Below are 21459 nucleotides of genomic sequence, written 5' to 3'. Positions count from 1 at the left end.
GCCGCTCAGGCCAGGTGGCTGGCCAGCAGATAGTAGATGGCAGCCGCCAGCAGCGTGCTGCCCATCAACCCGATGCGCCCCTGCACGGCTAGCACCGCGACAGCCATCAGCGCCAGCCCGCCGGCCACGGGTGAGCTGCCGATTTCGCTGTAGACGACATACACGGCGAGATTGACGAACACGGCCATCGGCATCACCTGTCCGACCAGGTGCAGCCCCCGTTCGCCCAGCGAGAGGCGAACGAATGCGGGCACTATGCGCACCAGCACGCTGGTGGTCGAAAGGGCAGCCATGGCGACCAGCGCTGCATCGTTCATGACCGACGCCTGCCCAGCAGCCAGGTCGCCAGCAGCACGCCGGGGACCCAGAAATACACCGGCCCGAGCAGCAGGATCAGCCCACTCGCCCCTGCGACAACGAACGCGATCCGCATCAACGCCATCTGCCGATCGTGCTGCAACGAACCGATCCGGCTCCTGAGCTGCGACATGGCCAGATACAGCAACACTGCACTCGCCGGGAAGGCGAGATTCAGATCGTCGCCGAGCCAGGCTGTAGGCAGTGCGCGGCTCAGCAACGCACCCAGCACGCCGGTCAGCACCCAGGCGAGGAAAATCATCAGGCGAAGGCGCAGCACCACGCCGGGCCCATCGTCGTCACGCTCGCTGGCGTAAGCCTCGTCGCCGAGCATGTGCGCGCAGCAGGCGCGATCCAGCGCTCGTTCCGGCAGGCGGTCTACCGTGGTGAGCGCCATGGGCACGTAGCGGCTGTTGATCGAGGCCGTGACCAGCAGCAGGGTCAGAAAGCCTGCGCCGCCCTCGCTGAGCGGCAAAGCGGCAAACTGACCGCTGCCGGTAAAGCCGAGCAAACCGACCAGCAGCACCTCCCACCACGACCAATCGGAACGCGCCGCCAATATGCCGAACAGCATGCCAACCGGCATGACCGAAAGCGCGGCCGGCAAAGCACGTCGATAGCCAGCCAGGCTCGCCGCACGACGCCCCTGCAGTCGAGCGAAATCTTCCGTTGCCTCTGTCACTTGAAACCCCGCTGCACGAACCTGTCACGGCCAGTCTCGGTCGTGCCGCGCGGAAGGGTCTTGCACGATCGTGCAGACGAGGTGGTTCAGGATGGGCGGATCAGCCGCAGCCAATGCCCCGGCGAAAGCCCATAGGCCTGTTTGAACTGGCGGCTCATGTGACTCTGATCGGCGAAACCGGCGATCAGCGCGGCCTCGCTGGGCGAGATTGCTCCGAGCAGCAGGCGGCGAACCTGGTCGAGCCGCCGCAGCGTCAGATAACGATAAGGGCTGGTGCCGAACAGCGCGCGGAAATCCCGCGACAGGCTCCAGCGATCACGGCCTGACACCCGCTCCAGCTCATCGAGGCTGACGGGCTGAGTCAGAAATTCGTGGATGTAATCCCGGGCCCGCTCGGCCGCGCGGAAATCGACGCTGCGCCGCCGCCCCTTCGTCCCGGCGATCGAGGCCATTACCTGAGCGAGGTCGTATAGCGCATCCTCTTCCTCCAACCCCTCGAGTGGCCGGTCCAGACACTGCAACAGGCTGCTAATGGCTCGCTGCAGGCGCGGGTCGCGGGATACGCCTTCGTCGATGAAGGGCAGCGGCTGGCCGCCCAGCGGGCCCTGCAACAAGGCGGGCTCGATGTAGACGATGCGGTAGCGGAACCCCGCTTCATTACCGGCCTCGCCATCGTGCAGCTCGTCCGGATGCAGCACGAAGGTGTCGCCCGGCAGGCTGTGGCGCGCGCACTTGCGGTAGTTGAAACGATGCTGGCCCGCCAGCGTACAACCGATGGCATAGGTGTCGTGCCGGTGAGGAGCGAATCCGTAACCGGCGAAGTAGGCCTCCAGTCGTTCGAGCCGCCCCGGTTCATGCGGGCGCCTGACCCAATCCTTGTCGTTCATGTGCGTCGCGTCATCGTCCGGCGTCCATCGTTTCGTTGCTGACCCGCGCTACGGTAGCGAGCGATGGCGATGACAGGCAACCACAGCCCGCGCAAGGGCATTCTTGAGCCGTTCCGTTCGTCAAACGGACATCGCTTAAGCCCCGCGCGCCGACTATGCTTGGCGTAGAGAACTGCTAGGAAGCCAGGCACACATGGGCGCAGTATGGCGATCCGACAAGACACCCCAGGATGGGCGTAACACGCGCGCCCCCTCCCCTGCATCATCCCGTACATCCGGCAAGGGCCGTCGCAAGACGGCGCGGCGCTGGCGCTGCTCGTGGGCGTTTCATTGCTGGCCGGTGGCGGCTATCTCGGCTGGCAGGAGCTGGAGAGTTCACGCTGGCAGTCGCAGTGGCTGAGCCGCTATGCCGCCGACCTGGATTACACCGTCAAGCCCGGCCCGAGTCCGCGCATCCAGTTTCCCGAGGATGGCCCCTTCGATCGCCGACTGGGTTACGTCGATCTACCTAATTTCATCGAACGGCTGGTGCAGCGCAATTTCCGCATCGAGGAACAGGCGCGCTTCTCGCGCGCGCTGCTGGATTACACCAGCCGCGGCTTCTTCCCGCCCTACCCGGAAGAATCCCAGGCAGGGCTGACGATCAACGACTGCCGTGGGCTGCCGCTCTATACCAACAGCTATCCACGTCAGTACTACGAACGCTTCGAGGACATCCCGCCGCTCGTGGTGATGAGCCTGCTGTTCATCGAGGATCGTGGCCTGCTCGACGCCAGCCGGCCGAACGCCAACCCGGCGGTGGACTGGCCACGGTTCACCAAGGCTGCCATCAGCCAGCTGGAAAAGCGCCTGGGCCTCGGCGGCCAGGCCGCTGGCGGCAGCACCCTGGCCACTCAGGTGGAAAAGTATCGTCACTCCCCCGAGGGGCGCACCGGTGATCCGCAGGAAAAGATCCGGCAGATGGTCTCCGCCAGCGTACGGACCTACCGCGAAGGCCCGCAGACGCTCGCCACCCGCCAGCGCATCGTGCGTGACTACCTCAACAGCGTGCCGCTTTCCGCCGCACCGGGTCACGGCGAAGTGCACGGTATCGCCGACGGCCTGCGGCTCTGGTTCGGTGCCGACTTCCGCGAGGTCAACCGCCTGCTCGATCCGCGCAGCCCGGAAGCGGTCGACCAGCAGGCCCGTGGCCTGGCGCTGCGTCAGGTGCTGTCGCTGCTGATCGCTCAGCGCCGGCCCTCCTATTACCTGGGCGCGGGCCGCGAGGAAATGGCGGCCCTGACCGACAGCCATATTCGCCTGCTGGCCAACGGCGGCATCATCGACACGGCCCTGCGCGATGCCGCGCTGAGCCAGCGCGTCGTGGCGCAGAATCCCAATCGCGACGCGGCGATCCAGCCCGTGGAAGCCACCAAGGGCATCACCGTGGCGCGCATGCGCCTGGCCGGTCTGCTCGGCCTGCCGCTGTATGACCTGGACCGGCTGGACCTCACCGCCAGTACGTCGTTGCAGGGTGATCTGCAGAGCCAGATCAGCGAATACCTGGTGCGCCTGGCCGATCCGGCCTTCGCCGAGTCGGTCGGTCTGTTCGGCGACCGCATGCTCTCGCCGGAGAAGACCGGCGACGTGCGCTACAGCTTCACGTTGTTCGAGCGCGGCGAAGAAGGCTTCCATGTGCGGGTGCAGACCGACAACACCAACCAGCCGTTCGACATCAACGAAGGCAGCAAGCTGGAACTGGGCTCGACGGCCAAGCTGCGGGTGCTGACTACCTACCTGGAAGTCATCGCCGAGCTGCACCAGCGCTATTCCGAACTCAGCGCGAGCGAACTGCGCAAGATCGACGCGCGAGCCAACCTCAGCCGCTGGGCCATCGACTATCTGGCAACCAATAGCGATCGCAGCCTGGAGCGCATGCTCGATGCCGCGTTGGAGCGCCGCTACTCGGCGAGCCCGGCCGAGCGCTTCTTCACCGGCGCCGGCATGCACCGCTTCGGCAACTTCCGCCGCGAAGACGACGGGCGCATTCCCACGGTGCGCGAGTCGCTGCGCGAGTCGATCAACCTCCCCTTCGTGCGCCTGATGCGCGACCTGGTCAGCTACAGCACCTACGAAACCATCAACAGCGCCGAGCTGCTGAGAGACGACAAGGACCCGCGCCGGCAGGAATACCTGACCCGCTTCGCCGACCGCGAGGGCTCGGTGTTTCTGCAGCGGTTCTGGAAGAAATACCGCAACAAGAGCGCCGACGAGCGTATCGAGACCTTCCTTCAGGGCATGCGCCCGACGCCCGTACGCCTGGCTGCCGTGCATCGCTACCTGATGCCGGATGCCGAACGCGCCGTGTTCGACCGCTTCCTCAAGCAGCACCTGCCGGATGCGGCGCTAAGCGAGAAGGAACTCGATTCGCTATACACCCGTTACGGTCCGGGCGCCTACAGCCTGCCCGATCAGGCCTATATCGCCCGCACCCATCCGCTGGACCTGTGGCTGCTCGGCTATCTGATCGCCAACCCGCAGGCAACGCTCTCCGAAGTGGTCGCCGACAGCCGCGCCGAGCGTCAGGAAGTCTATGGCTGGCTGTTCCGCAGCCGCCACAAGAGCGCGCGCGACAGTCGCATCCGCATCATGCTGGAGGTGGAAGCCTTCACCGATATCCATCGGCGCTGGCAGCGCCTCGGCTATCCGTTCGACAACCTTGTGCCGTCGCTGGCTACCGCGCTTGGCAGTTCCGGAGACCGGCCGGCCGCGCTGGCCGAGCTGATGGGCATCATCCTCAACGACGGTGTCCGCCTGCCCAGCGTGCGTATCGACAACCTGCACTTCGCCGAGGGCACGCCATACGAGACGCGCTTGGGCTTCGTGGCCGGGTCCGGCAAGCGCGTGATGCCGGTGGAAGTCGCACGGGCGCTGCAGGATGCGCTGGCCAACGTGGTCGAAGGCGGCACGGCGCGACGTCTGCAAGGTGCCTTCAAGCAGGAGGATGGCAGCGCGCTGCGCATCGGTGGCAAGACCGGGACCGGCGACAACCGCATCCAGAGCGTCGGCGCCGGCGGCCGGCTGATCAGTTCGCTGGCGCTGAACCGCACCGCCACCTTCGTCTTCTATCTGGGGCCGAATCACTTCGGCACGCTGACGGCCTATGTGCCGGGCCGGGCCGCCGACAGCTTCCGCTTCACCTCGGCGCTGCCGGTACAGACCCTCAAGGGCATGGCGCCGATCCTGCAGCCGTACCTGCAAGGCGCGAACAGCCTGTGCCAGCCCGAGCACCTGCCGGCACTGACCAGCGGCATGCTGTCAGCGGAGAACTGACCGCCCAGACAGGCCCCGTCCACTCGGGGCCTGTTTTTTTCTTGCGACGCTTCGCCTGTTTGCCTGTCGAATGCCTCGGCCCTTGCCCGTCGATGTGCAAGGCCGCCGCCGTAACGATCGGCCGACAATGGGAAACGTCATGCTCGAAGGGATATTGCTGGCCAGCACAGGCCTTTTCGCATTCGTCACACTGCTGCCTCTCTGGCGGCATCGCGCCTGGTGGGTGCGCGTATGGGAATTTCCACGCCTGCAGCTCGCCACACTGCTGGCGGTACTGCTGGTCGCGCAGGCGCCGCTGCTGGACTATGGCCAGCCCTGGCACCTGCTCGCCTCGCTGACCAGCGCCGCCTGCCTGATCTATCAGCTCTGGTGGATCGCGCCCTACACCCGCCTCTGGCGCAACGAGTGCTACGTGCCGAGCCAGACGCCCCGCGGCCACGCATTCGCGTGATGGCCACCAACGTGCTGGGGCCCAATCGCCAGGCCGAGCGCCTGCTGGCGCTGGTGCACGAGTACCGACCCGACGTGCTGGTGACACTGGAAACCGACTCTTGGTGGGAAGCACACCTGGACCAGCTGAGCGACGACTATCCCCACAGTATTCGCTGCCCGCAGGACAACCTCTACGGCATGCACGTGTATTCGCGCCTGCCGCTGGAGGAGCCGGAACTCAAGTTCCTGGTGGAAAACGACGTACCCTCCATGCATGCCCGGGTGCGTGTCGATGACAGCCTTTCGGTGCGCATGCATTTCCTGCATCCGGCACCGCCCAGCCCCACGGAAAACGACGAGTCCACCGAGCGCGACGTGGAACTGCTGGTGGTGGCCAGAAGCATCCAGCACAGCGATGACCCGATCATCGTGACCGGCGACCTCAACGATGTGGCCTGGTCGCCGACCACCCGGCTGTTCCGCAAGATCAGCGGGCTGCTGGACCCACGCGTGGGCCGCGGCATGTACAACACCTTCCATGCCCATCACTGGTTCCTGCGCTGGCCGCTGGACCACTTCTTTCACAGTGCGCACTTCCGTTTCGTCCGCCTGCTGCGCCTGCCGGACATCGGCTCCGATCATTTCCCGGTGTTCATCGAGCTGCAGTACGACCCGAAGCACACTGAAGAGCAGCAAGGGCTCGAGGCTGATCGTGATGACCAGCGGCAGGCCGCCGAGACCATAGCCGGAGAACCGGCAACATCGCAGGATGTGCCACAACCCGAGGCCGGGCCGCGCCGCTAAGGGTTATCCCCGCTACGCGCAAGGCCTATGCTGGACGAGACAGCGCTCACCGGTTCAGAAGAGAGGTTCCTTTGGCATCTGCATCCGATCGCCCCGCCCTCACACCCGACACCCTGCGCGAACTGGCTTTCGACCAGTCGATTCGCTGGACCAGCCAGAACGATGACCTCTGGCAGCTGATCGACAACGACCTCTGGGCGCTGACCCGCAATCCCAGCCTGATCCTCAGTACCGTGCCGGAGCAGAAGCTGGAGGCGCTGCTGCGCCGCGTCGACTGCCACCGCCTGGTGGACGGCATCGTCAAGGCGCGCCAGGCACGGCTGGAGCAGCCGACCTGGTTCGCCAGCCAGCAGTACGGCGAACGCCTCGCGCGAGTCGCCTACTTTTCCATGGAATACATGCTCAGCGAAGCCTTGCCTATCTATTCCGGCGGCCTCGGCAACGTCGCCGGGGACCAGCTCAAGGCCGCCAGCGACCTCGGCGTGCCGGTCACCGCGGTGGGCATGCTCTGGCAGCACGGCTACTTCCGCCAGAGCATCGGCCCGGACGGCCGGCAGCAGGCGCTGTACCCGGTCAACGACACCCGGCAGATGCCCATCGAGCCGCTGCATGACGCCAGCGGCGCGCCTCTGAGGCTGGCCATACAGCTGCCGGGGTTGCAGATCTGGCTGCGCGGCTGGCAGGCCCGGGTCGGCCTCAATCGCCTGCTGCTGCTCGATACCAATGACCCCGCCAATCCACCCATCGCGCGGCTGATTGCCAGCGAACTCTATGGCGGCGACAACGAGATGCGCCTGCGCCAGGAACTGGTGCTGGGCATCGGCGGCTGGCGCTTGCTGGAAGCCGCCGGCCTGCAGCCCGATGTGCTCCACCTGAACGATGGCCATGCCGCATTCGCCGTGCTGGAGCGGGCGCGCAGCCATATGGCCCGGGAGCGGGTCTCCTTCGCCGTGGCCCTCAATGCTACGCGCGCCGGCAATCTGTTCACCACCCATACACCGGTCGAAGCCGGGTTCGATCGCTTTCCGCCCGAGCTGGTGAGCCAGTATCTGGAGCGCTATGCCGAATACGAGCTGGGCATTTCCATGCAGACGCTGCTGGCCATGGGGCGCAAGCAGCCGCAGGACTCCCACGAGCCGTTCAACATGGCCTACCTGGCCACCCGCGGGGCGGGCGCAGTCAATGCGGTCAGCCAGCTGCACGGGCACACCAGCCGCTACATCTTCCGCGAGCTGTATCCGCGCTGGCCGCTGGCGGCGGTACCGGTCGGGCATGTCACCAATGGCATCCACCTGCCGACCTGGGTGTCGCCGAATGCCGAAGCCCACTGGTACGAGTTGCACGGGAACGACGTTCCCTGGCGCGGCATCGACCACGCTTCGGTGGACGAACTGCTGGCCCAGGTCGACGACCGCTGGCTGTGGCAGATCCGCCAGCATGCGCGCAACGAACTGCTCGGCTTCGTGCGCAGCCATCTGGCCCGCAGCCTGGCCGTGCATGGCGCCTCGCCAGCGGACATCGAAGTGGCCGGTTCGCGCCTGCATCCGGAACGACTGACGCTTGGCTTCGCCCGTCGCTTCGCCAGTTACAAGCGCCCCAACCTGCTGCTGCAGGACCCCGAACGGCTGGCGCGCATCCTCAACCACCGCAGCTGCCCGGTGCAGTTGCTGGTAGCTGGCAAGGCACATCCGGCCGACCGCGCCGGGCAGGCGTTACTGACCGAGTGGCAACGTTTCGCCGCCAGGCCCGACATCGCCGGCCGCGTGGTCTTTCTCGAGGACTACGACATGCGCATCGCCAGGCACCTGGTGCAAGGCGTGGACGTCTGGCTGAACACGCCGAGGCGGCCCTGGGAGGCCAGCGGCACCAGCGGCATGAAGGTGCTGGCCAACGGCGGCCTGAACCTGTCGCAACTCGACGGCTGGTGGGCCGAAGCCTACGCTGCCGACCTCGGCTGGGCCGTCGGCGACGGCCTGGAATACGGCCCGGAGCACGATGAAGTGGATGCCGAGCAGCTCTATCAGCTGCTGGAAACCCAGGTAGTCCCCACTTTCTACGCCCGTGACGATGAAGGGGTGCCCACCGCCTGGGTGCAACGCATGCGGCGCAGCATGAGCGCGCTGGTCGAGCGCTTTTCCGCCGATCGAACCGTGCGCGAATACACCGAACAGTATTACCTGCCCATGGCGACGGCCTACCGCCGTCGCTGCGCCGAAGGTTCGGCGCTGGCCAGCGAGTTGGCGCACCAGGTCACCCGCCTGCGCTGCTACTGGCATGAACTGGCCTTCACCGGTGTGCAATGGGCTCGCGAAAACGGCCAGCTCCAGGTCGACGTCCGTCTGCATCTCGGCCATCTGGAACCGCGACAGCTTGCCGTGCAGCTCTATGCCGAAGGCCGGGGCGAAGCTCCCGCCGAGGTCCATCCCCTCACCCTCATCGAACACGACGGTGCTTTCGCCAGTTACCAAGGCCACTTGCCTGCCGACCGCTCGGCGGCGGATTACACTGCGCGGGTCGTCCCTGGCAGCCAACTGGGGCTGTCTGTGCCGCTGGAGCTGGGCTTGATTCACTGGCAGCGATGAACGCTCGGAACGCCAGCGCAGCGGCGCAGTCCTCTATTAACCACTTGCCTTTTGAGGAAGACGCAGATGATGAAGCAACTGTTCGACAAATCCGCCCCGCAGAACGTCCACGGCTGGGAACGCGCCGCCTCGCTTGCCGGTGGGCTGGTGATGATGGGCAAGGGGCTGCGTCGGGGCGGGCTGGTCGGGCTGGCGGAGCTCGCCATGGGCGGGATGGCGCTGGCGCGCGGCATCAGCGGGCGCTGCGAAGCCAAGCGCATGTTGACTGAAATGGAGAGCAAGCCAGCCCTGCCGAGCCAGCGCTACAGTCATATGCCGCTGGATTCGGAAGTCCACAGCCCGGACTTCAAGGGTGACAACGTGACATTGCCCGACAGCACGCCGATGGGTCACGAGACGCGAGGCACGCCGCAGGTCTGAACCCCTGCAAGGTGGGCTGAAGCCCACCCTTTGCGCGCCGGGAGTCGGCGCCTGCCTCGCCGTACCGACGCCCGATCAAGCCTGCCCCAGCAACCGCCCCTGATTCTGCTGTGCCATCTCCTTGAGGTAGTCCCAGGTGGTGCGCATGCGCGCCAGGTCCTTGAACTCGATGGGCATCAGCATCCAGAAGGTACGGGTAAAGCTGACCTCCTCGGGCACCAGCAGTCGCAACCGTGGATCGGCATCGGCGGAAAACGCCGGCAGGATCGCGATCCCCGCCCCCATCGCCACGGCTTCCTGCTGCGCCAGCAGGCTGGTGCTGCGCAGCCCGACCGAGCGGGGATCGGCGATCCCATCGAGAAACAGCAGCTCCTTGCTGAACAGCAGGTCATCCACGTAGCTGACGAAGCGGTGCTCTGCCAGATCCTCGCGGCTGCGGATCGGCGGGTGTTCGTCGAGATACGCCGGCGACGCATACAGCCGCAGCACGTAGTCGGTCAGCCGGGTGATGATGAACGGCCCGCGCTCCGGGCGTTCCAGGGTGATGACGATGTCCGCCTCGTGACGCGACAGGCGCACCGCGCGCGGCAGCGCCAGCAGGTCGATGTTCAGGTGCGGATAGCGCCGGCTGAGCCCGGTGAGCTGGCCGGCGAGCATCACCGTGCCGTAACCCTCGGTGGCGCCGATGCGCACTTGCCCGGAAAGGCCATCGCCCATGCTGGGCAGTGAATGTTCGATGGCCACGCTGGCACTTTCCATGGCCTCGACCCGCGGCAACAGGTTGCGCCCGGCTTCGGTGAGCTTGTAGCCACCCGGCTCGCGCAGGAATAGCTGCAGGCCGATGCTTTTTTCCAGCGCCTGCAGCCGGCGCGAGACCGTGGTGTGGTCGACCGCGAGCCGACGCGCCGCAGTGGTCAGCCGCCCCGCTCGGGCGACTTCGAGGAAATAGCGCAGATTGTCCCAGTCCATGGTTGCCGCCTCCAGCAGGTTCCTGTGCATTTATGCAGAGCGACTCTGCAGTCGATCGCATTGTAATGTGATTTTTTGCATTGCTACATTCAATGCAGCCCTCGCAGCCGTCCGCGAGCCAATAACAACAACAGTGCCTTTTCAGGCGGAGAGCCATATGACAACGTCCAACGCCATTCCTACCGTCAAACTGCTGATCGACGGTGAATTTATCGAATCGACCACCCAGGACTGGCGCGACGTCGTCAACCCGGCGACCCAGGAAGTCCTGGCGCGCGTGCCGTTTGCGACCGCCGAGGAAATCGACCGCGCCGTCGCCAGCGGCCAGAAAGCCTTCCAGACCTGGCGCAAGACGCCGATCGGTGCACGTGCGCGCATCTTTCTCAAGTACCAGCAGCTGATCCGCGAGAACATGAAGGAGCTGGCGGCGATCCTCACTGCCGAACAGGGCAAGACCCTGGCCGATGCCGAGGGCGACGTGTTCCGCGGCCTGGAAGTGGTCGAGCACGCCGCCGGTATTGGCAACCTGCAGCTCGGCGAGCTGGCGAACAACGTCGCCGCCGGCGTCGATACCTATACCCTGCTGCAGCCGCTGGGCGTCTGCGCTGGTATTACCCCGTTCAACTTCCCGGCGATGATCCCGCTATGGATGTTCCCGATGGCCATCGCCACCGGCAATACCTTCGTCCTCAAACCGTCCGAACAGGACCCGATGGTCACCATGCGCCTGTGCGAACTGGCGTTGGAAGCCGGCGTGCCGCCGGGCGTGCTCAACGTGGTGCATGGCGGCGCCGATGCGGTGAATGCGATCTGCGACCACCCGGATATCAAGGCGGTGTCCTTCGTAGGTTCGACCAAGGTCGGCACCCACGTCTACAACCGTGCCAGCCAGGCCGGCAAGCGCGTGCAGTGCATGATGGGCGCGAAGAACCACGCCATCGTGCTGCCCGATGCGCACAAGGAGCAGACCCTCAACGCCATCGCCGGTGCCGCCTTCGGCGCGGCCGGCCAGCGCTGCATGGCGCTGTCGGTGGTGGTGCTGGTGGGTGAGGCGCAGGCCTGGATTCCCGATCTGGTAGCCAAGGCGCAGACCCTCAAGGTCAACGCCGGTGTCGAGGCCGGCACCGATGTCGGCCCGCTGGTTTCCTGCGCGGCGCTGGATCGCGTCAGCGGGCTGATCGAACGTGGTGTACAGGAAGGAGCCAGGCTCGAACTGGATGGCCGTAACCCGAGCGTCAGCGGTTACGAGAACGGCAACTTCGTCGGCCCGACCCTGTTTTCCGGCGTCACCCCCTCGATGAGCATCTACCGCGAAGAAATCTTCGGCCCGGTCCTCTGCGTCATGGCGGCGGCGACCATGGACGAAGCCATCGAGCTGATCAACGCCAACCCGAATGGCAACGGCACCGCCATCTTTACCCGCTCCGGCGCGGCGGCGCGGCACTTCCAGGAAGAGATCGACGTGGGCCAGGTCGGCATCAACGTACCGATCCCGGTGCCGGTGCCGATGTTCTCCTTCACCGGCTCCCGCGCTTCCAAGCTCGGCGACCTCGGCCCCTACGGCAAGCAGGTGGTGCAGTTCTACACCCAGACCAAGACCATAACCGAGCGCTGGTTCGACGAAAACGAGGTCGGCGGCCCGGTCAACACCACCATCAACCTGAAGTGACATCACCCACCGGGCCGGCGGACGCGCCGGTCCTCAAGGACGCTGAAATGACATTCGAAACCCTGCTCGTCGACATCCAGGAGCGCGTTGCGCTGATCACCCTCAACCGGCCGCAGGCGCTCAATGCGCTCAATGCGCAGCTGATCAGCGAGCTGAACCAGGCCCTGGGCCAGCTCGAGGCCGATCCGCGGATCGGCTGCATCGTGCTCACCGGCTCGGCCAAGGCGTTCGCCGCCGGCGCCGACATCAAGGAAATGGCCGAGCTGTCCTACCCGCAGGTCTATCTCGATGACCTCTTTGCCGAAGCTGACCGCATCGCCACGCGCCGCAAGCCGCTGATTGCCGCCGTCGCCGGGTACGCGCTGGGTGGTGGCTGCGAGCTGGCATTGCTCTGCGACATGATTTTCGCCGCCGACAACGCGCGTTTCGGCCAGCCGGAAGTCAACCTCGGCGTGCTGCCGGGTATTGGCGGCACCCAACGCCTGACCCGCGCAGTGGGCAAGGCCAAGGCGATGGACATGTGCCTGACCGGTCGCCAGATGGACGCCGCCGAAGCCGAGCGCGCCGGCCTCGTCGCGCGCGTATTCCCGGCCGAAAGCCTGCTGGAGGAAACCCTCAAGGCTGCCCGGGTGATCGCCGAGAAATCCCTGCCGGCCACCATGATGATCAAGGAAAGCGTCAACCGCGCCTTCGAAACCACGCTGGCCGAAGGCATCCGCTTCGAGCGTCGCGTGTTCCATGCGGTATTCGCGACCGCCGACCAGAAGGAAGGCATGGCCGCGTTCAGCGAGAAGCGCAAGCCTGAGTTCACCAATCGCTAAGCCGCATCTGGCCATAACAACAAGAGGAAACACGCCATGCATATCGGATTCATCGGCCTGGGCAACATGGGCGCGCCCATGGCCCACAACCTGCTCAAGGCAGGCCACCAGCTCAGCGTATTCGACCTCAACGCCGCGGCCGTCGATAACCTGGTCGGCGCCGGCGCGCTGCCGGTCGACTCCCCGACCGCCATCGCCCAGGGCAATGCCGAGCTGATCATCACCATGCTGCCAGCGGCGCCTCACGTGAAGAGCGTGTACCTGGGCGAGAACGGCCTGATCGCCAGCGCCCGTGCCGGTGTGATGCTGATCGACTGTTCGACCATCGATCCGCACAGTGCCCGTGAAGTGGCCAAGGCTGCCGCCGAGCATGGCAACCCGATGCTGGACGCACCGGTTTCCGGCGGCACCGGCGGTGCAGCAGCCGGAACCCTGACTTTCATGGTGGGTGGCAGCGATGCGGACTTCGATCGTGCACAACCGATTCTCGCGGCCATGGGCAAGAACATCGTGCACTGCGGTGCAGCCGGCAACGGCCAGGTGGCCAAGGTCGCCAACAACATGCTGCTGGGCATCTCCATGATCGGCGTCGCCGAGGCGATGGCGCTGGGCGTCGCGCTGGGTATGGATGCCAAGACCCTGGCCGGCGTGATCAACACCTCCAGCGGCCGCTGCTGGAGCTCGGATACCTACAACCCCTTCCCTGGCGTGCTGGACAACGTACCGGCCTCCCGCGGCTACAGCGGCGGCTTCGGCAGCGACCTGATGCTCAAGGATCTGGGCCTGGCCACCGAGGCCGCCAAGCAGGTGCGTCAGCCGGTGATCCTCGGCGCCCTCGCCCAGCAGCTATACCAGAGCTTCAGCGCCCAGGGTCATGGCGGCCTGGACTTCTCGGCGATCATCAATCAGTACCGCAAGGACACCTGACCATGAGTGCAACCGAACGCCCCGTGCTGGCCGCCGTACGCAACCACGTCGGCCACCTCACCCTCAACCGCCCGGCCGGGCTGAATGCGGTGACCCTGGAAATGGTCCGCCTGCTGCACCAGCAGCTCAGCGCCTGGGCTGCCGATCCGCAGATTCATGCCGTGGTACTGCGTGCCAATGGCGAAAAAGCCTTCTGCGCCGGCGGTGACATCCGTTCGCTGTACGACAGCTTCCAGCGCGGCGACACCGAGCACGAAACCTTCTTCGAGGAGGAATACGCCCTCGATCAGTACATCCATGCCTACCCGAAACCACTGCTGGCGCTGATGGACGGTTTCGTCCTCGGCGGCGGCATGGGCCTGGTCCAGGGCGCGTCGCTGCGGGTAGTCACCGAGCGCGTGCGCATGGGTATGCCGGAAGTCGGCATCGGCTATTTCCCGGATGTCGGCGGCAGCTATTTCCTCTCGCGCCTGCCGGGAGAGCTTGGCACCTACATGGGCATCACCGGCCTGCAGATCCGCGCCGCCGATGCGCTGCACGTGGGCCTGGCGGACTGGTGCGTCAGCCACGACCAGATTGCCGAGCTGGATCGCTGCCTGGACCGCATGAGCTGGTCGGTCCATCCCCAGGAGGCGCTACGCACCCTGGTGGCCACACTAGGCACCAACAGGCTGCCCGGTTCCGAACTCAAAGCGCTGCACCAGGCCATCGACGAGCATTTCGCCAAGCAGGACGTGGCATCGGTTCGTGCCTCGCTGGCAGCCGAGAACCGTCCCGAATTCAGCGACTGGGCCGCCGAAACCCTCAAGGTGCTCGACAGCCGCTCACCCCTGGCGATGTGCGTCACCCTGGAGATGCTGCGGCGCGGCCGCAATCTGCCCCTGGCCGACTGCTTCGCCCTGGAGTTACATCTGGACCGTCAATGGTTCGCCAAGGGCGACATCATGGAAGGCGTGCGCGCGCTGATCATCGACAAGGACAAGTCCCCACGCTGGAATCCGCCGACGCTGGCAGAGGTCACGCCGGAGCGCGTCCAGGCGTTCTTCGACGGCTTCAAGGCCACCACCGGCAAGACACGCCGCAGCGCCACGGCCTGAACCTCTTTTGCAGCACAACAACAAGAAGAGACCGCGCAATGCATGACCTCGAACTCAGCGAAGACCAACGCATGATCCGCGACATGGCGCGCGACTTCGCCCGCCGCGAGATCGCCCCCCATGCACAGGCCTGGGAAAAGGCCGGCTGGATCGACGACGCCCTGGTCGCCCAGATGGGCGAGCTTGGCCTGCTCGGCATGGTCGTCCCGGAAGAATGGGGCGGCAGCTATATCGACTACGTCGCCTACGCCCTGGCCGTGGAGGAAATCTCCGCCGGCGACGGCGCCACCGGCGCGCTGATGAGCATCCACAATTCGGTGGGCTGCGGCCCGGTGCTGAATTACGGCTCGCAGGCGCAGAAGGACGAGTGGCTGGCTGAACTGGCCAGCGGCCGCGCCATCGGCTGCTTCGCCCTCACCGAACCGCAGGCCGGCTCCGAGGCGCACAACCTGCGCACCCGCGCCGAACGGGTAGACGGCCAGTGGGTGCTCAACGGCAGCAAACAGTTCTGCAGCAATGCCAAGCGGGCGAAGTTGGCCATCGTCTTCGCGGTGACCGATCCGGACCTCGGCAAGAAAGGTCTTTCCGCGTTTTTGGTGCCCACCGACACGCCCGGCTTCGCGGTGGAACGCAGCGAACACAAGATGGGCATCCGCGCCTCGGACACCTGCGCGGTCTCGCTCAGCGACTGCCGAATCCCGCAGGCCAACCTGCTTGGCGAGCGTGGCAAGGGCCTGGCGATTGCGCTGTCGAACCTCGAAGGCGGACGCATCGGCATCGGCGCGCAAGCGCTGGGCATCGCCCGTGCGGCCTTCGAGGCCGCCCTGCTCTACGCCCGCGAGCGCGTGCAGTTCGGCAAACCGATTGCCGAGCACCAGAGCATCGCCAACATGCTTGCCGACATGCAGACCCAACTGAATGCGGCGCGTCTGCTCATTCTGCATGCCGCGCGGCTGAAGAGCGCCGGCCTGCCGTGCCTGTCCGAAGCCTCCCAGGCCAAGTTGTTCGCCTCGGAAATGGCGGAGAAGGTCTGTTCGCAGGCGGTGCAGATCCACGGTGGCTACGGCTATCTCGAGGACTACCCGGTGGAGCGCTACTACCGCGATGCGCGTATCACGCAGATCTATGAGGGTTCCAGCGAAATCCAGCGCCTGCTGATCGCGCGGGAGCTGGCGAACTATCCGCTTTAGCGATGAATCCTTGGAAAAGGCGCCGCCGATGCCGCAGTGCTGCCTGATGGCAAATCCGGACAGCCGGGGCTGAATTTTCAGCTTTCATTGGCGGGCCAACGCCCATCCTAGGGCAAATACCTCACGGGATTTGACGTCCCCGCTCCACCTGACTGCCCGATGGTCTGCAGGCTGGGCTTCAGCCCACCAGTCGCTCGAAGCCCATAACCACAGCCAAATAAAAAGGGGAGCCGCTAGGCTCCCCTTTAGGGCGTGTTGCTTTGTTCTTCTTCTGCTGACGGGCTTGTTGTTTTTGTTCGCAGCCCGATCGGACCATCGTCCGCATAGCAGTCCCATTCGGGACATAAAGAACAAACGGATTATTTTGGTCGCTGATGTTGCCACTGCCCTCGCGGGCTCAACCGGTTCTGGAGCTGCCTCAAGGCAGTTTTATTGTTCTCGGTCCGGTCGACAGGAAACCTGTCGGGCAATTCCTCTCCAAAAGAATCAGTTTGCTACGTCTCCCACCTGCTTGTTTTTATTGTGTCGGAGTCGCTACGTGTTGTTCTTGTTATTGGGTTTGCTTTCTTGTTCTTGTTGTGCCCATTAGAAAGCATTCGCCGTGCCAGCTTTTGAGAATCCTTTATTTTCAATGAGTTAGCCCTCTTCACCTGCAACGAGAGACTGCCGCGCCAGCCCTTTCGTTACCGCCCACCCCAGGAGACCGTTACGCCGTACGAAAGGAGTAACACCTTCGGACAGGTTTCCAGTAACAGCTGCAGCTCCGCATCGGGCGCTCAACGCAGGACACCCCGACAGTGGTCACCGTCAGGGTGTCGATCGCTCGATGGGCATAGGTAGGTTCTTCGGCTGGTTAGCGCCTGGGCGTATCAGGCGTCCGCTGTTTGCACAGCAGTTTCCTTGCGTCTTGCCATGTAATCGCAGGCCAGAATGGCCAGCAGTGGAACGACGCCAACACTGAGGGCAGCGTGCCAGGATCCGATCAGACCCACGAAAAGCATCCCCACGACAACGATCGCAGCGACGCAATGGGCCAGGAAACGACACAGTTCAAGTGCAACTACTTGTTGTTCGGCATTGTTATTCATGACGTTTGACTCCCCGTTTTTCTTGTAATAAGCAGCCTCCGTTTTCATATTAGTCCGCCGTTAAAAGCCTGCAACCAAAACCGACGTGCGGCACGTCTAGGGCGGGCTTTACAGGGATTACCCCATACTTTCGTCGATACCCTTCAATAACTTCGGCGGCTGTTCGAACATAAGTCGCATATATTCTGGAATCCATTTCCTGACTGTTTGTCCAATAAAGGCCATGCTGATAAGCAGGGCGCTCGGGCAGCACCATGAACGGCCCCAGCGAGGCTTTTATTAACCCGGCAATCAAATACACCAAATCATGCTGCGTAGGCGATACGTGGATGCCGGAAATAAGAACGGATTCTTTGAGGGCGTAATTGCAATCGTCTCATGACCGAGCGAACACGCCTTTCCAGTTCGTCCTGATTACGCGCCGGCAAGCCCGTGCGAACCTGATGTTTCAAATCACAATTCAAATACTCGTCAGGGTTCAACTCCGGGGCGTAGGCCGGCAAGAAGAACAGTTCGATTTGCTCTTTGCGGTCGCCAACCCAGGCGCTCACCTTTTTGCTGTGGTGTACGCGCAGGTTGTCGAGAATCAGGAACACCTTGCGGCCCTGAGCATCGCGAATCAGGCGACTCAGGAAGCGAATCAGCACTGGGGCTGTCAGCGTTTCCCGATACAGCATGAAGCGCAGTTTGCCCCGATTGGTCACGGTGGAAATCATGTTGGTGGAAAAACGACTGCCGCTGACCAGGCGCACCGGCGTTTCGCCAATAGGGGCGTAGCTGCGGCCAGCATGGCTGTCACTGCGCATACCGGTTTCGTCGCCCCACTGAATCTCACCATTCTCAGCCTTGGCCCGCTGTGCGATGCGTGGATATTCATTATCCAGCCAGTGCTGAACCACTTCAGGTTTCTGCTGATAAGCCCGATGCAGTGGGCGCTGCGGGGTGTAGCCCCAACGCTTGAGGTATTCACCAACCGTTCGAACCGGCATGAGAAAACCACAGCGCTGGCGGATCAGTTCTCGCACCGCATCACGCGTCCAGAGCGCAAAGCCGAGCTTGAGTTGGTCGGGCATCTTATCGGTCATCAAGGTGCGAATCAGCACTTCCTGGCTGGAGCTCAAACTGCGGCGATCACCCTGGCGCACACCACGCTGGCCGCCGGCAATGGCAGCCTTTTCGCCTTTATGTTCTGCGACCTGCGCCCAGTGAGCAATAGTGCGGGGGTGAACACCAACCGCTTCGCCAATAGCCTTGTAGGTGTAACCCTGCTCACGCATGCGTAGGGCCGTGGAGCGCTTTTCACGTTGTTCTTGGGGGCTGAGTTTACGGGCATCTATTTTCATGGAGACAGATTATCTAATATGCCCTATTTATTTGCCAGGTTAATATTGAAAAAAGCCCACAGGCTTCTTCGCCATTTCACCCCGCCGCGCGCTCAATCCCACCCTTCGTTCGTACTGCACCGCAGCGTTCGCCGCGCCTTGCCCGGTGTGCGCGAAAACCGCGGCGCCGGCGCCGCCTGCATCATCCCGTCGAGCTCCTGATAGACCCCGCGCTGGCGCAGATGGGGATGCTGCGGTGCATCGACCAGTTCCAGCACGGGCGCGAAACAGGCGTCGCTGCCCTCCAGCAAGGCACACCACTCGGCTTGGGTGCGGGTCGCGAACAGCCGCTCCAGCAACTCGCCCTGCGCAGGCCACTCGGCCGGATCAGCACAGCCCGCCCACAGCGCCTCCGGTGCGTCCATGCGCTCCAGCAGCTCGCGCCAGAACTGCGGTTCCAGCGGGCCGATGGCGATTTCGCGACCGTCCGCGCAGCGGTAGCAGCGATAGTTCGGCGCCGCCCCAGCCAGCGGATTGCGATCACGCTGCAGGTCGATCCGTCCACTCGGCAGCAAGCCGGCGAAGAACGTCATCAGCGACGATACCCCGTCGACGATGGCCGCATCGATCACTTGCCCCTGCCCTGAGCGCTCGCGCTCCCACAATGCGGCGAGAATGCCCACGGCGAGGTAGAGCGAGCCACCACCGAAATCACCGACCAGATTCAACGGAGGGATGGCCGGCCCGCTGTCGCCACGGATCGCCGCCAGCGCGCCGGTCAGCGCGATGTAGTTGATATCGTGCCCAGCGGCCTTCGCCAACGGGCCGCTCTGCCCCCAGCCGGTCATGCGCCCGTAGATCAGCCGCGGATTGCGTTCCAGCAGCTCGTCCGGCCCCAGCCCCAGCCGTTCCATCACCCCGGGGCGGAAGCCTTCGATCAGCACGTCGGCGTCCACGGCCAGCGCCAGGCAGCGCTCTCGCCCAGCCACACTGCGGATGTCGAGGGTCAGCGTCTTGCGTCCACGATCGACCACCGGGTTCGGCCAGCCATTGCCACCTTCGCGCTCGATACGCAGCACCTCGGCGCCCATGTCGGCCAACAGCATGGCGCAATGCGGACCGGGGCCGATGCCGGCGAATTCCAGCACGCGCAGCCCGCACAGCGGTCCGCTACGGGTATCGTCATGTTCGTTCATGATCTACCTCCTCGACGCACACGCGCGCGGACGCGCCCCGCGCCGAAGCGCGGAGCGCGTCCTGTAACAGGCGTTACTGGTTGACGACGCTGGGCTGGTTCTCGACCAGATGATTGCGATAACGCTCGCGCAGGACCTTCTTGTCGATCTTGCCGGTGGCGGTGAGCGGCACCGCGTCGAAGATCACCGCGTCAGGCATCCACCACTTGACGATGTTCGGCTCCAGGTGGGCGAGGATTTGCTCCACCGTGATCTCGGCATCGCTGTGCGGCTCGACCACCAGTAGAGGGCGCTCCTCCCATTTCGGGTGGAACACCCCTACCACTGCCGCCACCTTCACGCCCGGGCAGGCCGCGGCCACGTTCTCGATATCGATGGAGCTGACCCATTCGCCACCGGACTTGATCACATCCTTGCTGCGATCGGTGATGCGCATGAAGCCATCGGCATCCAGCGTGGCGATGTCCCCGGTGTCGAACCATCCTTCGGCATCCAGCGCGCTTTTCTCGCTGCGGTAGTAACGTTCCACCGTCCACGGCCCGCGCACCTTGAGGCTGCCGGAGCTGACACCATCACAGGGCAGCTCGTTGCCCTGCTCGTCCACTACCTTCAGCTCGATGCCGAACTGCAACCGCCCCTGGCGCGACCAGATGGTGTCGTTGGTGGCCTGCTGGCCGCGTTCGGCCAGCTTGGGCGTCGGCGTCGCCACCACGCCCAGGGGGCTGGTCTCGGTCATGCCCCACAGCTGGCAGACCGCCACGCCATACTTGGTCTGGAACGTCTCGGCCATGGCCCGCGGTACGGCGGAACCGCCGATCACCAGCCGTGCCAGGCTGCCCGAATCCTCGCCGCTGCGCTCCAGATGCGCGAGGTACATCGTCCAGATGGTCGGCACGCCGCCGGACAGGGTAACGCCCTCGCTCTTGATCAGCTCCTGCAGGCTGGCGCCGTCCATCTTGTCGCACGGCAGGACGAACTTGCAGCCATTGATCGCCGCAGCGAACGGCAGGCCCCAGGCGGTGCCGTGATAGAGCGACGAACAGGGCATGATGCAGTCGAAGGCGGACAGTGCGAACGCACCGGAAAGCCCCGCCGCCATGGCGTGCAGCACCACCGAGCGGTGGCTGTAGAGCACGCCCTTGGGGTGCCGGTGGTGCCGGAGGTGTAGCAGAGCACCGCACCGGCGTTCTCGTCGAACTGCGGCCAGGCAAGCGGCTGTTCGACGGCGATCAGCTGCTCGTAACCCATCACCCCGTCGAGGCCGGACGAAGGCTGCGCGGCCAGTTCGATGAAATGCCGGATGTTGCTCAGCCGCGGCCGCAGACGGGCGACGCAGGCGGCGAAGCTGCTGTCGAACAGCAGCACCTGGCTGCCGGCATGGTTGATGGTGTACACGATCTGCTCATCCGACAGCCGCGGATTGGCGGTGTGCAGCACCGCGCCGATGCCGGGTACGGCGAAGAACAGTTCGTAATGACGATGGGTGTTCCAGGCCAGCGACGACACGCAGTCGCCGGGGCCGATGCCCAGCGCAAGCAGCATACTGGCTGCCTGCGCGGCGCGGTTCGCAAGGCCGGCGTAGTCGTAGCGCCAGAGGGGTTCATCGACCAGCCGCGAGACGATTTCGCGGTCGCCATGGGCACGGGCGGCGTGGGTGAGGATGCCGCTGATCAGCAGGGGGGCGTTCTGCATCAAACCTGGTTG

General features: G+C 64.7%; 15 protein-coding genes and 2 pseudogenes. 9 read left to right on the top strand and 8 right to left on the bottom strand.

The genetic code is table 11. The annotated features are described in order from the left end of the window. Positions 1–5: 5 nt before the first annotated feature. The 3 genes from PSTAB_RS09110 to PSTAB_RS09100 form a co-directional block, all read right to left on the bottom strand. On the bottom strand, positions 6–317 hold the full coding sequence (locus tag PSTAB_RS09110) for a hypothetical protein (RefSeq protein WP_013982642.1): 312 nt from the start codon (positions 315–317) through the stop codon (positions 6–8). Continuing rightward, positions 314–964, bottom strand: coding sequence for an AzlC family ABC transporter permease (locus PSTAB_RS09105; RefSeq protein ID WP_041771718.1), 651 nt, complete (start codon positions 962–964; stop codon positions 314–316). The genes PSTAB_RS09110 and PSTAB_RS09105 overlap by 4 nt, the downstream gene beginning before the upstream one ends. 161 nt (positions 965–1125) lie before the next feature. Then, positions 1126–1926: an AraC family transcriptional regulator gene (locus PSTAB_RS09100; RefSeq protein WP_013982640.1), complete on the bottom strand. Its 801-nt coding sequence runs from the start codon at positions 1924–1926 to the stop codon at positions 1126–1128. A 318-nt stretch (positions 1927–2244) separates the two neighbouring features. Here PSTAB_RS09100 and PSTAB_RS09095 point away from each other — a divergent pair, with 318 nt between their 5' ends. From PSTAB_RS09095 to PSTAB_RS09080, 4 genes and pseudogenes are all read left to right on the top strand, one after another. Then, positions 2245–5238, top strand: a complete 2994-nt coding sequence (locus tag PSTAB_RS09095; RefSeq protein ID WP_013982639.1) for a transglycosylase domain-containing protein — start codon at positions 2245–2247, stop codon at positions 5236–5238. Positions 5239–5377: 139 nt separating this feature from the next. Beyond that, positions 5378–6474 (top strand): annotated as a pseudogene (locus tag PSTAB_RS09090) (endonuclease/exonuclease/phosphatase family protein). A gap of 71 nt (positions 6475–6545) precedes the next feature. Further along, positions 6546–9056, top strand: a complete 2511-nt coding sequence (gene glgP / locus PSTAB_RS09085) for an alpha-glucan family phosphorylase (protein ID WP_013982636.1) — start codon at positions 6546–6548, stop codon at positions 9054–9056. A 66-nt stretch (positions 9057–9122) separates the two neighbouring features. Next, positions 9123–9476: a YgaP family membrane protein gene (locus PSTAB_RS09080; protein ID WP_013982635.1), complete on the top strand. Its 354-nt coding sequence runs from the start codon at positions 9123–9125 to the stop codon at positions 9474–9476. 75 nt (positions 9477–9551) lie between these two features. On the opposite strand, the gene PSTAB_RS09075 is transcribed toward PSTAB_RS09080, so the two are convergent. Further along, complete coding sequence (locus PSTAB_RS09075; RefSeq protein WP_013982634.1) at positions 9552–10445, bottom strand: LysR family transcriptional regulator; 894 nt, start codon at positions 10443–10445, stop codon at positions 9552–9554. 157 nt (positions 10446–10602) lie between these two features. Here PSTAB_RS09075 and PSTAB_RS09070 point away from each other — a divergent pair, with 157 nt between their 5' ends. The 5 genes from PSTAB_RS09070 to PSTAB_RS09050 are packed head-to-tail and all read left to right on the top strand — an operon-like array spanning position 10603 to position 16149. Beyond that, entirely contained in the window at positions 10603–12114 is a 1512-nt protein-coding gene (locus PSTAB_RS09070; protein WP_013982633.1) for a CoA-acylating methylmalonate-semialdehyde dehydrogenase, read from the top strand. Positions 12115–12161: 47 nt separating this feature from the next. Continuing rightward, positions 12162–12935, top strand: coding sequence for an enoyl-CoA hydratase (locus PSTAB_RS09065; protein WP_011913069.1), 774 nt, complete (start codon positions 12162–12164; stop codon positions 12933–12935). A gap of 36 nt (positions 12936–12971) precedes the next feature. Beyond that, positions 12972–13862, top strand: a complete 891-nt coding sequence (gene mmsB, locus PSTAB_RS09060) for a 3-hydroxyisobutyrate dehydrogenase (protein WP_013982632.1) — start codon at positions 12972–12974, stop codon at positions 13860–13862. 2 nt (positions 13863–13864) lie between these two features. After that, on the top strand, positions 13865–14959 hold the full coding sequence (locus tag PSTAB_RS09055) for an enoyl-CoA hydratase/isomerase family protein (RefSeq protein ID WP_013982631.1): 1095 nt from the start codon (positions 13865–13867) through the stop codon (positions 14957–14959). Between the two features lie 38 nt (positions 14960–14997). Continuing rightward, positions 14998–16149, top strand: coding sequence for an acyl-CoA dehydrogenase family protein (locus tag PSTAB_RS09050; RefSeq protein WP_013982630.1), 1152 nt, complete (start codon positions 14998–15000; stop codon positions 16147–16149). A gap of 869 nt (positions 16150–17018) precedes the next feature. Here PSTAB_RS09050 and PSTAB_RS09045 read toward each other — a convergent pair. The 4 genes and pseudogenes from PSTAB_RS09045 to PSTAB_RS09030 all read right to left on the bottom strand — a co-directional run bounded on the left by PSTAB_RS09045 (position 17019) and on the right by PSTAB_RS09030 (position 21447). Further along, positions 17019–17285, bottom strand: coding sequence for a hypothetical protein (locus tag PSTAB_RS09045; protein WP_011913064.1), 267 nt, complete (start codon positions 17283–17285; stop codon positions 17019–17021). 257 nt (positions 17286–17542) lie between these two features. Further along, positions 17543–18580, bottom strand: a complete 1038-nt coding sequence (locus tag PSTAB_RS09040; RefSeq protein ID WP_013982509.1) for an IS630-like element ISPa47 family transposase — start codon at positions 18578–18580, stop codon at positions 17543–17545. 92 nt (positions 18581–18672) lie between these two features. After that, entirely contained in the window at positions 18673–19755 is a 1083-nt protein-coding gene (locus PSTAB_RS09035; RefSeq protein WP_013982627.1) for a CaiB/BaiF CoA transferase family protein, read from the bottom strand. A gap of 73 nt (positions 19756–19828) precedes the next feature. Beyond that, positions 19829–21447 (bottom strand): annotated as a pseudogene (locus PSTAB_RS09030) (long-chain fatty acid--CoA ligase). Positions 21448–21459: the final 12 nt, after the last annotated feature.

This window comes from Stutzerimonas stutzeri (assembly GCF_000219605.1).
GTDB classification, from domain to species: Bacteria; Pseudomonadota; Gammaproteobacteria; order Pseudomonadales; family Pseudomonadaceae; genus Stutzerimonas; species Stutzerimonas stutzeri.
This window is presented reverse-complemented; position numbering and strand designations above follow the sequence as displayed.

Coding starts and splice junctions, on each gene's coding strand:
- PSTAB_RS09045 (WP_011913064.1), bottom strand. CDS start 17,285: ATGAAAACGGAGGCTGCTTATTACAAGAAAAACGGGGAGTCAAACGTC.
- PSTAB_RS09065 (WP_011913069.1), top strand. CDS start 12,162: ATGACATTCGAAACCCTGCTCGTCGACATCCAGGAGCGCGTTGCGCTG.
- PSTAB_RS09055 (WP_013982631.1), top strand. CDS start 13,865: ATGAGTGCAACCGAACGCCCCGTGCTGGCCGCCGTACGCAACCACGTC.
- PSTAB_RS09035 (WP_013982627.1), bottom strand. CDS start 19,755: ATGAACGAACATGACGATACCCGTAGCGGACCGCTGTGCGGGCTGCGC.
- mmsB (WP_013982632.1), top strand. CDS start 12,972: ATGCATATCGGATTCATCGGCCTGGGCAACATGGGCGCGCCCATGGCC.
- PSTAB_RS09080 (WP_013982635.1), top strand. CDS start 9,123: ATGATGAAGCAACTGTTCGACAAATCCGCCCCGCAGAACGTCCACGGC.
- PSTAB_RS09110 (WP_013982642.1), bottom strand. CDS start 317: ATGAACGATGCAGCGCTGGTCGCCATGGCTGCCCTTTCGACCACCAGC.
- PSTAB_RS09040 (WP_013982509.1), bottom strand. CDS start 18,580: ATGAAAATAGATGCCCGTAAACTCAGCCCCCAAGAACAACGTGAAAAG.
- PSTAB_RS09075 (WP_013982634.1), bottom strand. CDS start 10,445: ATGGACTGGGACAATCTGCGCTATTTCCTCGAAGTCGCCCGAGCGGGG.
- PSTAB_RS09050 (WP_013982630.1), top strand. CDS start 14,998: ATGCATGACCTCGAACTCAGCGAAGACCAACGCATGATCCGCGACATG.
- PSTAB_RS09070 (WP_013982633.1), top strand. CDS start 10,603: ATGACAACGTCCAACGCCATTCCTACCGTCAAACTGCTGATCGACGGT.
- PSTAB_RS09100 (WP_013982640.1), bottom strand. CDS start 1,926: ATGAACGACAAGGATTGGGTCAGGCGCCCGCATGAACCGGGGCGGCTC.